The 15190-nt window shown below is 52.9% G+C and carries 10 protein-coding genes; 7 read left to right on the top strand and 3 right to left on the bottom strand.

Annotation, left to right across the window (positions count from 1 at the left end; translation table 11 throughout):
* The first annotated feature begins 93 nt into the window (after positions 1-93).
* The 3 genes from glyQ to B4923_RS10730 all read left to right on the top strand — a co-directional run bounded on the left by glyQ (position 94) and on the right by B4923_RS10730 (position 5550).
* On the top strand, positions 94-1023 hold the full coding sequence (glyQ, locus tag B4923_RS10740; RefSeq protein WP_109054359.1) for a glycine--tRNA ligase subunit alpha: 930 nt from the start codon (positions 94-96) through the stop codon (positions 1021-1023).
* A gap of 9 nt (positions 1024-1032) precedes the next feature.
* Entirely contained in the window at positions 1033-3102 is a 2070-nt protein-coding gene (glyS, locus tag B4923_RS10735; protein ID WP_109054358.1) for a glycine--tRNA ligase subunit beta, read from the top strand.
* Between the two features lie 1302 nt (positions 3103-4404).
* Entirely contained in the window at positions 4405-5550 is a 1146-nt protein-coding gene (locus tag B4923_RS10730; protein WP_109054357.1) for an iron-containing alcohol dehydrogenase, read from the top strand.
* An 82-nt stretch (positions 5551-5632) separates the two neighbouring features.
* On the opposite strand, the gene B4923_RS10725 is transcribed toward B4923_RS10730, so the two are convergent.
* From B4923_RS10725 to B4923_RS10715, 3 genes are all read right to left on the bottom strand, one after another.
* Positions 5633-7012 (bottom strand): aminotransferase class III-fold pyridoxal phosphate-dependent enzyme, encoded by a 1380-nt coding sequence (locus tag B4923_RS10725; protein ID WP_245929551.1) that lies wholly within the window; start codon positions 7010-7012, stop codon positions 5633-5635.
* Positions 7013-7046: 34 nt separating this feature from the next.
* A complete protein-coding gene (locus B4923_RS10720) occupies positions 7047-8519 on the bottom strand; it encodes an APC family permease (protein WP_109054356.1) in 1473 nt (490 codons plus the stop codon).
* Positions 8520-8608: 89 nt separating this feature from the next.
* Positions 8609-9586, bottom strand: coding sequence for a helix-turn-helix domain-containing protein (locus B4923_RS10715; RefSeq protein ID WP_109054355.1), 978 nt, complete (start codon positions 9584-9586; stop codon positions 8609-8611).
* A gap of 360 nt (positions 9587-9946) precedes the next feature.
* Between B4923_RS10715 and B4923_RS10710 the strand changes: the two genes are divergently transcribed.
* The 4 genes from B4923_RS10710 (at position 9947) to B4923_RS10695 (ending at position 15135) form a co-directional block, all read left to right on the top strand.
* Entirely contained in the window at positions 9947-10651 is a 705-nt protein-coding gene (locus tag B4923_RS10710; protein WP_109054354.1) for a DUF3053 domain-containing protein, read from the top strand.
* 383 nt (positions 10652-11034) lie between these two features.
* Positions 11035-12942 carry a PTS mannitol transporter subunit IICBA gene (locus B4923_RS10705; protein WP_109054353.1) on the top strand — a complete coding sequence of 636 codons (1908 nt, stop codon included), beginning with the start codon at positions 11035-11037 and terminating at the stop codon, positions 12940-12942.
* A gap of 245 nt (positions 12943-13187) precedes the next feature.
* On the top strand, positions 13188-14336 hold the full coding sequence (locus tag B4923_RS10700) for a mannitol-1-phosphate 5-dehydrogenase (protein WP_109054477.1): 1149 nt from the start codon (positions 13188-13190) through the stop codon (positions 14334-14336).
* A gap of 265 nt (positions 14337-14601) precedes the next feature.
* Complete coding sequence (locus tag B4923_RS10695) at positions 14602-15135, top strand: MltR family transcriptional regulator (RefSeq protein WP_211313945.1); 534 nt, start codon at positions 14602-14604, stop codon at positions 15133-15135.
* The last annotated feature ends 55 nt before the right edge of the window (positions 15136-15190 follow it).

Raw genomic sequence — 15190 nt, 5'->3', positions numbered from 1 at the left:
AACTTGTTGCCGCATTCTGGCTGTATATCTTGCACTCAGAGGGTATACTGGCGCCTTCATTGTAAATCCACTTGTGTCGCGTGCGAATCCAACATGCAAAAGTTTGATACCAAGACCTTCCAGGGCCTGATCCTGACATTACAGGATTATTGGGCGCGTCAGGGCTGTACCATTGTCCAACCGTTGGACATGGAAGTCGGTGCAGGCACCTCACATCCGATGACCTGTCTGCGAGCGCTCGGACCCGAGCCGATGGCTACCGCCTATGTCCAACCGTCCCGCCGTCCTACCGATGGCCGCTACGGCGAAAACCCCAACCGTCTGCAACACTACTACCAGTTTCAGGTCGTGATTAAGCCGTCGCCCGATAATATTCAGGAACTCTATCTTGGCTCATTGAAAGAGCTGGGTATGGACCCGACCATCCACGATATCCGTTTCGTGGAAGACAACTGGGAAAACCCGACGCTGGGCGCCTGGGGATTGGGTTGGGAAGTCTGGCTGAATGGCATGGAAGTGACCCAGTTTACTTACTTCCAGCAGGTCGGCGGTCTGGAGTGCAAGCCTGTTACCGGCGAGATCACGTATGGTCTGGAACGTCTGGCGATGTACATTCAGGGCGTGGACAGCGTTTACGATCTGGTCTGGAGTGACGGTCCGCTGGGTAAAACCACCTACGGCGATGTGTTCCATCAGAATGAAGTCGAGCAATCGACCTATAACTTCGAATACGCCGATGTCGATTTCCTGTTCAGCTGTTTTGAGCAGTATGAAAAAGAAGCGCAGCATCTGCTGGCGCTGGAAAAACCACTGCCGTTACCGGCTTACGAACGTATTTTGAAAGCGGCGCACAGCTTTAACCTGCTGGACGCGCGTAAAGCGATTTCCGTTACCGAGCGTCAGCGCTACATCCTGCGTATTCGTACCCTGACCAAGGCGGTAGCGGAAGCCTATTATGCTTCCCGCGAGGCGCTGGGCTTCCCCCTGTGCAATAAAAACGTGTGCAATAAGAAAGAGAGCTAAGAGGCAGCCATGACTGACAAGACTTTTCTGGTGGAAATCGGCACGGAAGAGCTGCCGCCGAAGGCTCTCCGTAATCTGGCGGAATCTTTTGCCGCCCACTTTACCGCCGAGCTGGATGCCGCCGGTTTGACCCATGGCGACGTGCGCTGGTTTGCCGCGCCGCGCCGTCTGGCGTTGAAAGTAGAGGCGTTGAGCGCCGCGCAGCCGGATCGTGAAATAGAAAAACGCGGCCCGGCGATTGCCCAGGCATTTGGTGCGGATGGCAATCCGACCAAAGCGGCCGAAGGCTGGGCGCGCGGTTGTGGTATCACGGTCTCTCAGGCTGAGCGCCTGACAACCGATAAAGGCGAGTGGTTGTTATACCGCGCGCAGGTTAAAGGCGAGCAGGCTCAGGCTCTGCTGGCGGGAATGGTGAGCACGGCGCTGGCTAAGCTGCCTGTTCCGAAACTGATGCACTGGGGCGATAAAGAAACCCAGTTTGTCCGTCCGGTTCATACCGTGACCTTGCTGCTGGGCGACGAACTGATCCCCGGTCAGGTGTTGGGCATTGATTCCGCCCGCACGATCCGTGGCCACCGCTTTATGGGTGCAGCGGAATTTACCATCGACAATGCCGATCAGTACCCTGAAATCCTGCTGGCGCGCGGTAAGGTCATGGCGGATTACGACCAGCGTAAAGCCAAGATCAAGGCTGATGCCGAAGACGCCGCTCGCAAGATTGGCGGTAACGCCGATCTGAGCGACAGCCTGCTGGAAGAAGTCACCTCGCTGGTTGAATGGCCGGTGGTGCTGACGGCGAAGTTTGAAGAAAAATTCCTTGCGGTGCCGTCCGAAGCGCTGGTGTATACCATGAAGGGCGACCAGAAATACTTCCCGGTTTACGATAACAGCGGCAAGCTGCTGCCGAACTTCATTTTTGTCGCCAATATCGAATCCAAAGATCCGCAGCAGATTATCTCCGGTAATGAAAAAGTGGTGCGTCCGCGTCTGGCGGATGCTGAATTCTTCTTCAACACCGACCGTAAAAAACGTCTGGAAGATCATCTGCCGCGTCTGGAAACCGTCCTGTTCCAGCAACAGCTGGGTACGCTGCGTGATAAAACCGATCGCATTCAGGCGCTGGCGGGCTGGGTTGCCGGTCAGATTGGTGCGGATGTGAATCACGCGACCCGCGCAGGTCTGCTGTCCAAGTGCGATCTGATGACCAACATGGTGTTTGAATTCACCGACACGCAGGGCGTGATGGGGATGCACTATGCGCGTCACGACGGCGAGGCGGAGGATGTTGCCGTCGCGCTGAACGAACAGTATCAGCCGCGTTTTGCCGGTGACGCCCTGCCATCCTCCCCGGTTGCCTGTGCGCTGGCGATTGCCGACAAAATGGATACGCTGGCCGGGATTTTTGGCATTGGTCAACACCCTAAAGGGGATAAAGACCCGTTTGCCTTGCGTCGTGCGGCGCTGGGCGTGCTGCGTATCATCGTCGAGAAGCGTTTGCCGCTCGATTTGCAGACTCTGGCGGAAGAAGCCGTGCGTCTGTACGGCGACAAGCTGACCAACGCCAGGGTAGTGGATGATGTGATTGAGTTTATGCTCGGCCGTTTCCGCGCCTGGTATCAGGAAGAAGGCCATAGCGTGGATACCATTCAGGCGGTATTGGCGCGTCGTCCGACCCGTCCGGCTGATTTTGACGCCCGGGTGAAGGCGGTCAGCCACTTCCGTACGCTCGACGCGGCAGCAGCGCTGGCCGCCGCCAACAAGCGGGTTTCCAATATTCTGGCGAAATCCAGCGATACGCTGAAAGCGAATGTTGATGCGTCGGTATTGAAAGACCCGGCGGAAATTACGCTGGCGACGCACGTCGTGGTGCTGACTGATAAGCTGGAGCCGCTGTTTGCCGAGGGCCATTATCAGGAAGCGCTAGCGGAACTGGCTTCGCTGCGCGAACCGGTTGATGCCTTCTTCGATCGGGTGATGGTGATGGCGGATGATGAGCAATTGCGTGTCAACCGTCTGACATTGCTCAGCAAACTGCGTGAGTTGTTCCTGCAAGTCGCGGATATTTCCGTATTGCAATAACTCCTTATACAGACCCCGGCATTGTCCATGCCGGGGTCTGAGATTCATCACTCCTGACCATGACTCAACCCCGCAGCGTCTTCGTTCTTAAAACGTTTCTTCAATGCCAATGCGATAAATGGTGTCGATCAACGCATTTTATCTCTTAAGGAAGAATGACCGTCTCGCCACTCCTTATATGATAGAAAATTATGGTTATACCCGTCATACTTCAAGTTGCATGTGCGTTGGCTGCGCTCAGTCACCCGAATCACTTACCTGAGTAAGCTCATCGGGATTAATGAGAGACATCCTGTCTCTCACCGAAGGCCAGCCGTTGGCTGTTCAAATTCGTTCCCGACGAATTTATCCTTCCCTTGCCGCCTTCCTGCAACTCGAATTATTTAGGGTATATACCAACGGCATCCTTCTCACTTTACGGTCTATTGCTTATGGAATAAGTAAATTTGTCATGGGAAGTATTTCTGATAGATCAAATCCTAAATATTGTGCGACAACGGGGTTATTAATCAGCGCGTTTATTGGCATCGTCTTTGGACTTGTTCGGGGAGTGATGTTGAGTATTCCCGTCAGGTTGTGTTGCGTTTTATCAATGGTATTTTTGTTTATTTTATTCGGTATGGCGCGGTGGTCCGGGTTCCAACCTATTTATCTGAAGTAAAAGGTTTTAGTAAAGAAAATTCAAGACGGGCATATTTTTTATATGAATGAGCCGGCATACCGGGAATGCTGGTGAACGGATATCTGAGTGGCCTGATATTTAAAGGGAAAACAGCGCCTGCAACATACGCTTCTGACCTGATGCTGCCATGTTCCAACACTGAGCGGCCATTGATCGTTCAGTATTGATTAATTAACACATGAACGTAAATTAAATATCATCCCATTAACGTGCGACAACAATTAATTTTTCATCTTTTCAACATGGCGATAATTATTTCTTATATATATTACTTATACCGCTAATCTTATTTTTTCCCTGATCGTTGCTGTGGTTTTTTATACTATTTCATTTTTTGTGAAATAGAGTGAAGATCACAATTCTTAGCCAATGTCGAGCCTATACTGGAATAGCCTCTGGTTACGATCAATGTGCGATAAGCATCACTAAAAATAAATGATTTAATGATTTTTGTTATTTATTTTTTTATTGATTTCGAGGCAGAGAAGGGGATGCTATTGGTCAAACTGGACGAATAAAGAATGAATTAATAACCAACGTACTTTGAACTGATAACGTCGTTACTCTCTGTCTGCTGTAATGCTATTTATATAGTTTATTATTAATTACAGGAGATTATTATGAGTTCGATTAACTTTTCTATCCCGCGCGATATCACCTATGGTGAAGATGCGCTGGAACGGCTCGCCACTCTGCGCGGACGCAAGGCGGCGATCGTGACCGGCGGTAGTTCGATGAAACGGCACGGTTTTCTGGCGCGCACCGAGCAACTGCTCGAACAAGCGGGGATGGCATGCCTGATTATTGACAATGTTGAACCCAACCCTTCGGTTAGTACGGTCCAGCGTGGCGCGAAAGCCATGCTGGAGTTTGAACCGGACTGGATTGTCGCGCTCGGCGGCGGTTCCGCCATTGATGCCGCCAAAGTCATGTGGTGTTTCTATGAGCATCCGCACCTGACGTTTGAAGATATCTTACCCGTCGGCTCCATGCCCCCACTGCGTAACAAAGCCAGGTTTGTTGCCATCCCCTCAACCAGCGGTTCCGCATCGGAGATTACGGCTTTCTCCGTGATTACCGATACGCAAAGCCACATCAAATATCCTATCGTGGCGTCCGATATGGTGCCGGATATTGCGATCCTCGATCCGGCGATCCCGGCCACCTGCCCGCCGCACGTTACCGCCTACTCGGGGATGGATGTGTTGACTCATGCGCTGGAAGCCTACGTGTCCACGTCAGCCACGTCGTTTACCGATCCCTACGCGCTGGAAGCGATTCGGCTGGTGTTTGAGAATCTGGAAACGGCGTATCTGTCGCCGAATAACATGCGCGCACGTTACCACATGCATAATGCTTCGGCCCTGGCAGGTATTGCCTTTACTAATGCGTCGCTGGGGATTATCCATTCGCTGGCGCATAAGCTGGGTGGCGAATTTGGCGTTACGCATGGGCTGGCCAACGCCATTCTACTGCCCTATGTGATCCAATATAACAGCCACTGGACAAACAAATATCAGCAGATTGAGAAACGCTTTGGCATCATCAACCTGGCCAGCGCTATTCGGGATCTGAATCACCGGCTAAATATTCCCGATACGTTACGTGAGTGTGATGAGGTGGATTTCTGCGAGACGAAATTTACACAGGTACTCGACCGGATGAGCAGCAATGCGCTGGCCGATCCCTGCACGTTAACCAATCCGGGTAATCCTCAGGTAGAAGACATGCGGGATCTGTATACCGCAGCGTATTACGGACAATAATCCGGCGTCTTGCTGACAGATATAATCCGGGATCGATTTTTCGATCCCGGATGGTTTGTGGTTGCGTTTAATCAGATACGGCTTATTGGTCTTCTTTTTCAAAGGCGGTGTTCAGGGCAGAAACCAGCAGATCGCAGCCCGCCTTGTCGATAATCAACGGCGGAGCCAGCACCAGCTTCGGACCTACTGGACGAACAACAGCACCCGCATTGCGGGTGGCCTCAGCGATGCGGAACGCCAGATTATTATTTGGAGCGAGAGGTGTTTTCGTCAGTTTGTTCTCGACCAAATCAATGGCGATCATCAATCCCTTACCGCGCACGTTGCCGACTGACCGGAAACGTTGTTCGAACGATTGCAACTGGCCCAGCAGGTATTCTCCCATATGTGCCGCATTGGCGGGCAAATTCTCATTTTCCACGATATCCAGCACCGCCAGCGCCGCCGCGCAGCCTAATGGGTGGCCGCCATAGGTATAACCCGTCATCAACAAACCGCGCGCATCCTGGTTGGATGAATAGGCTTCTTCAATGCGGTGATTGAAGACCGTGGCGGAAAGCGGTACATAGCCAGCCGTCAAGGCTTTGGCAAAGACCATGATGTCAGGTTTTACGCCCCAGCCACGGGAGCCGAACATGGCGCCGCTACGGCCGAAACCGGTCACGACTTCATCGGCAATCAGCAGAACGCCGTATCTGTCGCAGACTTCACGCACCAGCGGCCAGAAATTGGCGGGAGGCACGATGACGCCGCCTGCGCCTTGCACGGGTTCCGCAATAAACGCCGCGATGGTATCCGCGCCATAATACACAATATCGCGTTCCAGTTGCTCGGCGACCAGCTTGCCCAGCGTCGTTGGGTCATCACAATTCCAGGGGTTACGGTAAAGCCACGGCGATTCGATCTGGGAACAGCCTTCCAACATGGGGCCGTAACTCAAGCGGTAGATGGGCAATCCTGATACCGATGTGCCGCCGATATGTACGCCGTGATAGGCGTTCTTCAGTGAAATAAAACGGGTGCGTTTAGGCTCGTCTTTCAGTATCCAGTACTGACGCGCCACTTTCAGTGCGGTCTCCACACCGTCAGAACCGCCCATGCCGTACAAAACGCGGCTCATGCCTTCTTGTGCCGTCAGTTGGATCAATTTATTAGAAAGCTTTTCGGCGCCGGGATGACTGACGCCATCAAACAACTGGTAGTAGGCCAGCTCATCCATCTGCTTGCCGATCGCCGCTTTGACTTCCGGGCGGTTATGGCCGATGTTGACACACCACAACCCCGCGAAGCCATCCAGCATCTTACGGCCCTTGTCGTCCCATACATACAGCCCGTCACCTTTTACGATCCGCAGGGGATCGCGTCCTGACCAGTCGTTAGGATGCGCCATTGGATGCCAGAAACGGTAGGTTGACCCGGTTACGTTGTCGTTCTGCGTGGGCTTTTCATTCAACATAGTCATATCAAAAACTCCATTAAATCAAGGAAACGGTGGGTTACAGGCTCTCGACGATTTGACCGACCCGTGAGTAGCGTTCTGGATGAAGACGACTCAGGAAATGGGCTCCCAGGAACCCACCCAGCGCGGTGATCAGCACCAGATAAGGTAAAGCAGCGACAACGGGTGACGAGGAGCCGCTGAGCACATCAAGGTTGTTGATAACTATCACCAGCGTCACAAACATCCCGGCGGCAGCGATAGCCGGGGCGATTAACCGGCTCCAGAATGAAACCTGCGCGGATGGGTTTTTTATAAAGTAGGCGATCACCGCAACGGAAACGCCGAACTGGAGCAGCAGGATGGACATGCTGCCCAGCGCAGATGCCCAAGAGAAAATGTTCGCCAGGGGATCAAGTTGCGCGATGGCGAACAGGGCGGTTGAACACAGCATAAACGCGCTCTGTACCATGCTCGCAATGTACGGCGTCTGGTGTTTCGGATGTGTCGCCGCCATTTTGGACCACAGCAGGCCATCCCGGCTGATGGCGAACAGATAGCGGGAAAGGGTGTTGTGGAAGGCCTGTGCGGCGGCGAACAGGCTGGTCAACAGGAGAATGGACATCACATGAATTGCCCAGGGGCCGAGCATGTGTTCAACGATGGTAAATACGAACATTCCCGGATCTTTTGCCGCCAGTTCGGCGACATTGACGGCTCCCGCATATTGGACGAAAGCCCAGCCGCTGACCGCAAAAAACAGCGTAATCAGCACTACGGCCAGCAAGGTGGCGCGCGGGATGACTTTACCCGGATCGCGGCACTCTTCCGAGTAAATCGCCGTGGCTTCAAATCCGACAAAAGAGCAGATGGCGAATATCATGGCGATCCCGATATCCCCCTGAAAAATGGTGGAGGGCGTAAACGAGCTTAATTCAAACGTCAGCGGCTGTGTAATGATGGCGGCATCGGCAAGTAACACAATACCGACTTCCAGCAGCATCAGGATACCCAGCACTTTACCGCCGAGTTCCACTCTGGCAATGCCCAGTACGACAACCAGAACCTGCATACCTAAGGAAAGCAGCCACCAGGGAACGTGCAGGCTGAGTTGCGATTCAATAAACTGTGAGCAGAAAAAGCCGAACATCGCGGTGACGGCCAGCTGTATCGCCGTATAAGCCAGCAGCGCTACGCTCAGCCCGGCGATGCCGCTGCGTGTTCCCAACCCTTGTGCAATGTAAGCGTAAAAAGCGCCGGCATTGACGATATAACGGCCCATTGCCATAAATCCGAAGCTGAAAACGATCAATAGCAGCCCGGCAAGAACATAGACGCCGGGAACGCCAGCGCCATTGCCGACCATAAATGCGACGGGTAAACCACCGACCACGCCGGTTAGCGGGGAGGCGGCAGCAATGACGAAGAAGATGATCGACCACAGTCCAAGACTGCCTTTCTGAAGCTTATGTCGCTGAGACTGAGCGTGTTGAGAATACGCTTTTTGAGGATAAGTATGATGCTGTGCCATGTTCCTGTCCCTCCTGATGGTTCATGGCCAGTCTATGAATGCGTTTCGTTTTTCCGTTATCGAAATCTGGCAAACTTTTCCATCACGCTTCAGTTGAGTCGACGGATGGCTTTCAATGTCTGAGACGGTAACTCGCCAAACAGACGCTTGTAGTCTGCGGTAAATTGTGACAGGTGCCAGAATCCCCATTGTGACGCCACATCGCTGATGTTTAATGGCTCACGGCTGGTCACCAGCGTCCTTTTTACGCCGTTCAGCCGCATATTTTTGAGAAACACGGCCGGACTTTGCCCCGTCACCACCTCAAAACAGTTCTGTAGGGTGCGTCGTGATGTATGCGTCATCAGACACAGTTCATCCATGGTCAGCGGCATGCTCCGATTCTCAATCAATGCCTCCTGCGCACTTCTGACAACGCGCTGCGCTTTTTGCTGCGAGTGCCGTATGGTGGCATTTTGCCGGTTGGCGACATCAAAAAATGCGAACACCAGTTCCCTGAGATCGCTTTTGAAATGTTGTCTGGCTTGCTGGCTGGCCATCTGAAGCGGATGATCGATGATGCTGTTGAATGTGGCGGTGATTTGTTGCCGGATACGTGAAGCCAGCGCATCGTCTCTGACAGAGTAAACTGCATTGGGTAACTCATTGGCAATGTCAGGGAGCAGTGAAAGCGGAATGCTCAGTACCTGTATCGAGGAGCGATCGGGGGTTTGCAACATCAACTCACCGCCGTTATAGGACCAGGTTACATCCTGCAATGTCAGGCTTTTGCCCATCCAGCGTGCTTCAGCTGACAACATATTGAATACGCCCAGACACAACGTCTCATCACGTCCTTTCCCGCTTTGAAACACCGCTTGAGATAGCTGCTCCTCATGAAACTGTATATCGTCAATCCAGGCCTCTTTGATATTGCCCTCAAATCGGCCTTGGGATATCTGATCGTAACGGAGCGACCAGTCAGCCAGCAGTTGGCTGTGCTGAGCCAATTCCCGAATATGCGATGCACAGCGAAATCCATTCCGATGACTTGCATTCTGATAACTTGAATGAGACGTGAGTGCCATGATCTGCCCTTGAATGAAGGTGTGAAGGTGGATACCAATCACAAGCAAGAACTACGCCATGCAAATAACGAAATCTGGCAAAAATTCAGAGTGAATGATTTTAAACGGTTATTCTTCGAAAGAAGCCTGCCTGCGCGGGAAAACGCGGGAAGAACCGCTGGCGTGTGCACCAGCATAGAGAGAGGCTTGCTCATTTTTTAAGCAGTTAAGGTAAGGCTGATGTCGCCTTTGTCATCGATCTTGTGTCATCCGGTTTGTAAGTGAACAACATCTCGGCACAGCTGGATTGATCCGACTATGCTTAAACGTAGCCGGACGATCAGAACATACTAAAAACAGGAGCATGGAATGAGAGGAGTGATGGAATATCGCACACGTTGGCTGTGGTCTGTTTTCGTATTTTTTATGGCATTGCAGATTGCGGGATGTGGCGATAGCGAAGCCGATCAGCGTAAAGCTTTTACGGTTTTCGTGCAGAATGTTCAACTGCAACAGGATGGAAAACTGCCTGAATTGACAGAAGAACAAAAGAAGAATTTCGGGCCCTTTGTCAACGATTACGCGATCCTGACCACCTTTTCCCAGCAGTTTCATCAGGCCGTAGCCGGTAGTCTGACGCCAATGATGGCGCAGGTTTCCCATATACGCGTCCCCGAAGATTTCCTGTCTCAACGTGACGCGCTCCGCCAGTCTATCGGCGCCATAAATATGCTGGGGCAACATATTCAGACGGCAAAAGCGCAAGCGGATAATGCCCGCCGCGCGCTCAAACAACCGGAAGAATTACAAGTTGGCTATGATCGATTGTATAACCGCGTTGTGACGCAGCCGACCAACATATTGCTGCCGTTGATCCCCAGCGCGATTTCGTTTGCCCAGAGCCTGATTCAGGTGGGGGATTATTTGCAGGCGCAAGGCGATCAGGTCGTTTTCAACGGTGCCCAGGTACATTTCCATACGCCGCAACAGGTGGCCCAGTACAACGGCATGATAGCGGGGTTACCTGCGCAGCAGCAGAACCTGTCGAACGCGCTAACGTCGCTGGGTGTCGCCGCCGCACCGTAAGTTCGACAGATTGAGGGGGAAACGGGCGCGGGGGTGAAAATAAATTGTGATAAGAATCACATAATCAAAACAAATGGCATGAGTTGAAATGTGATTAGTATCACAAATATGGCCAAGGGATACTGGCTGGCGGCGTGGGATTTCGGCGTTTTTAATGCTTTTTTGTGAAGTTAATCACCTATTTGTGGCGGTAATGTAGGGTGGTTGTGTGATTTTTGTCACGTTTATGCCGTGAAGTTGCGGTATGAAAACAGCGTGCTAGAGTCCGCGTTGCATATAGCAATACAGACGGGGACGTTCATGTGATGAATGGTTGTCACAGCGTCTCACGATAATTATCACGCGCTCTTATTGTCAGCGCGTCTCAATAGGGGTGTGTTTTTATGCTTTCACCAGACTTTAAGGTCAAAGTGCAAAATTTTGGCCGCTTTCTGAGCAACATGGTGATGCCCAATATTGGCGCATTCATCGCCTGGGGTATTATTACCGCGCTGTTTATTCCTACGGGCTGGATTCCCAACGAGACGCTGGCGAATCTCGTCGGTCCGATGATTACCTATCTGCTGCCGTTGCTGATCGGTTATACCGGTGGCCGTCTGGTCTTTGGTGAACGCGGCGGCGTGGTGGGTGCCATCACGACCATGGGTGTGATCGCCGGGACGGATATTCCCATGTTCCTGGGCGCGATGATTGTTGGCCCGCTGGGCGGCTGGGCAATCAAGCGCTTCGACAGAATGGTTGACGGCAAAATCAAAAGTGGTTTTGAAATGCTGGTCAACAACTTCTCTGCCGGTATCCTCGGCATGTTGCTGGCTATTCTGGCATTCCTGGCTATCGGTCCGCTGGTCGAGGTGTTCTCCCATGTACTGGCGGCCGGCGTTAACCTGATGGTGCAGAATAACCTGCTGCCGTTCACGTCGATTTTCGTTGAACCGGCAAAAATTCTGTTCCTGAACAACGCCATTAACCACGGTATCTTCTCGCCGTTGGGTATCCAACAGGCTACTGAAACCGGAAAATCGATTTTCTTCCTGATCGAAGCCAACCCAGGTCCGGGTATGGGCGTATTGATGGCCTACATGTTCTTCGGTCGTGGCAATGCAAAAGAATCTGCACCGGGCGCGGCGATCATCCACTTCCTCGGTGGGATTCACGAAATTTATTTCCCTTATGTCCTGATGAACCCGCGTCTGATTATTGCGGTGATTCTGGGCGGTATGACCGGCGTGTTCACCCTTAACATTCTGGGTGGCGGTCTGGTTTCTCCTGCTTCTCCGGGTTCAATTCTGGCGGTGCTGGCGATGACGCCGAAAGGCGCGTATTTCGCTAACATTGCGGCGATTACGGCGGCATTTGCTGTTTCCTTCATCGTTTCTGTGATTCTGCTGAAGAGCATGAAGCAAAAGAGCGAAGACGATCTGGGCGATGCGACTCGCCGTATGCAGGAAATGAAAGCCACCGCCAAAGGGCAGGGCGGCGTGAATACGGGCATCAGCGGTGATCTGAGCACCGTGCGTAAAATCATCGTGGCGTGTGATGCCGGTATGGGCTCCAGCGCGATGGGCGCGGGGGTGCTGCGCAAGAAGGTGCAGGATGCCGGGCTGACCAATATCTCCGTCACCAACAGCGCGATTAATAGCCTGCCGGACGATGTCGATCTGGTTATTACCCACCGCGATCTGACTGAGCGGGCAATGCGGCATGCACCACAGGCTCAGCATATTTCGCTGACCAATTTCCTCGACAGTAACCTGTATAGCGATCTGGCGACCCGCCTGGTTGCCGCGCAGGGAAGCGCCACGCCGTCTGCTGCCGCGCCTGCCGCCGCAACTGCCGAGTCGTCAAACCTGTTCCAACTGCGTGCTGAGAATATCTTTCTCAATCAGCATGCGACCGATAAAGAGCAGGCGATTCGCTTTGCGGGCGAGCAATTGGTCAAAGGTGGCTATGTTGAACCGGAATATGTCGAAGCGATGCTGGATCGCGAGAAACTGACGTCCACGTATCTGGGTGAATCCATCGCGGTACCGCATGGTACGATTGAAGCGAAAGATCGGGTACTGAAAACCGGCGTGGTTTTCTGCCAGTACCCTGATGGCGTGCGTTTCGGCGATGAAGAAAATGAGGTGGCCCGTCTGGTCATCGGTATCGCCGCCCGTAACAATGAACACATTCAGGTGATCACCAGTCTGACTAATGCGCTTGATGACGAAGCGGTGATTGATCGTCTCGCGCATACCCACGACGTGCAGGATGTACTCGACCTGCTGTCCGGTAAAAAGAACGCCTGATTATACCCGTCATCTTTCAGGTTGCAGATGCGTTGGCCGTTCCCGGTTTACCCCAGTCACTTACTCAAGTAAGTGACTGGGACTAATGAGAGACCTCCGGTCTCTCACCGTAGGCTGTTCAAATTCGTTCCCGACGAATTTGTCACTCGTTGCCGCCTTCCTGCACTTTGCAATCTATTGGGTATATATGCCGCCGCCTCCGGGCCGCCTCTTTTTATCTTTTCGTTTTAAAAGGTTAAAGCATGATGAAAGCATTACATTTTGGTGCCGGCAATATTGGCCGGGGATTCATTGGTAAACTGCTGGCCGATGCCAATATCGAACTGACATTCGCTGATGTCAGCCAGCCGCTGCTGGATGCGTTGAACCGTCGCAAAAGCTATCAGGTGCGTATTGTGGGAGAACAAACGCGTCTGGATACCGTAAGTAACGTCAGTGCGGTGCACAGCGGCAGTCAGGAAGCCATCGCGCTGATTGCCGGGGTTGATCTGGTCACTACCGCTGTCGGGCCGCAGATTCTGGAAAAAATTGCCGGGACGATCGCTCAGGGATTGGTGAAACGTCATGAGGATGGCAATTCACAGCCGCTGAACATCATCGCCTGTGAAAATATGGTGCGCGGCACCAGCCAGCTTAAGCAGCACGTTCTGAAACTGCTGCCGGAAACGCTGCTGGCATGGGTCGATGAACATGTGGGATTCGTGGACTCCGCCGTTGACCGTATTGTTCCGCCTTCCGAAGCGGGCAGCGATGATGTGCTGGCCGTAACGGTAGAAACGTTCAGTGAATGGATTGTTGATCAAACCCAGTTCTGCGGTGAACTGCCCGTCATTCCGGGGATGGAGCTCACCGATAACCTGATGGCGTTTGTTGAGCGCAAGCTGTTTACGCTGAACACCGGTCATGCCATTACGGCCTATCTGGGGCAGCAGGCCCGGCACCAGACTATCCGTGATGCGATCCTCGATCCGGAAATCCGGGCCGTGGTCAAAGGCGCGATGGAAGAGAGCGGTGCGGTACTGATCAAACGCTACGGTTTTGATGCCAGCAAGCACGCGGCGTACATCAATAAAATCCTCAGCCGGTTTGAAAACCCCTATCTGCACGATGACGTGGAGCGGGTGGGGCGTCAACCGTTGCGTAAGCTGAGTGCGGGCGATCGTTTGATCAAGCCGCTGTTGGGGACGCTGGAATATCAATTGCCGCATGACAACCTGATTATCGGTATCGCGGCGGCGATGCACTATCGCAGCGAGCAGGACCCGCAGGCGCAGGAGCTGGCTGAACTGTTGCAGAACCTTGGTCCACAGGCTGCGCTGGCGCAGATCTCCGGTCTGGATGCGAACAGTGAGGTTGTCGCGCAAGCCGTGAGTGTGTATAACGCCATGCAATAATGTGTCGGACCATGTTTGCCTTCTGAACGTTGCCAAACTTTATCCGGCACGACATCCCCGTGAACGCGGGGATTTTTCCCTGATGTCATCGGTTGATCTTAAAAAAGATGTCTGTCTGCGCGGGCATGACGGATAATGCCGCTGAGCGTTCTGTTGGGAATGTGTGGGACGGATAGTGTCGGGAAACGGGCATGGTTGCGCTGGCTAGTTGAATGTCCTACCGGAGATAAGCAGGTCTGTGTGCGGGTTAAAGGTACGAGAAGTGATGATGGAAGAAACACAGGCGTTTGAAAACCGGGTTCTTGAGACACTGAACTCAGGTACAACGGTGCGCAGCTTTATGCTCAAGGCCGTTGACCTGCTGGCTGAGGCCGTCAGTATCCTGATGTTGCAGGTGTTTCGCAAAGATGACTATGCCGTGAAATATGCGGTTGAGCCACTAATGACAGGAACGGGGCCGCTGGGCGATCTTTCTGTGCGTCTCAAACTGATTTATGGCCTGGGCATGATCAGCCGTAAAGAGTATGAAGACGCCGAATTGCTGATGGCGCTGGGCGAGGAACTCGCTCATGACGAGCATGAATACCATTTTACGGATGACGAGATCCTTGGACCGGTTGGCGAACTGCATTGTGTGAGTGCGCTGCCCTCTGCGCCTGCGCTACCGCCTGGCGGCGATTCCATCGACCCACTGCTGGTCAGCATGCAGCAACAGCGCTATCAACAAATGGTGCGTTCGACGCTGGTGCTGTCACTCACCGAGCTGATTTCCCGGATCAGTTTGAAAAAGGCTTTTTGACCCCCTGTTTCTCTGTTTTCGTCCACTGCACCGGTGAGCCATTTGGTGTATGCTT

Origin of the sequence: Brenneria roseae subsp. americana (genome assembly GCF_003115815.1) — a bacterium.
GTDB lineage: Bacteria > Pseudomonadota > Gammaproteobacteria > Enterobacterales > Enterobacteriaceae > Brenneria > Brenneria roseae.
This window is presented reverse-complemented; position numbering and strand designations above follow the sequence as displayed.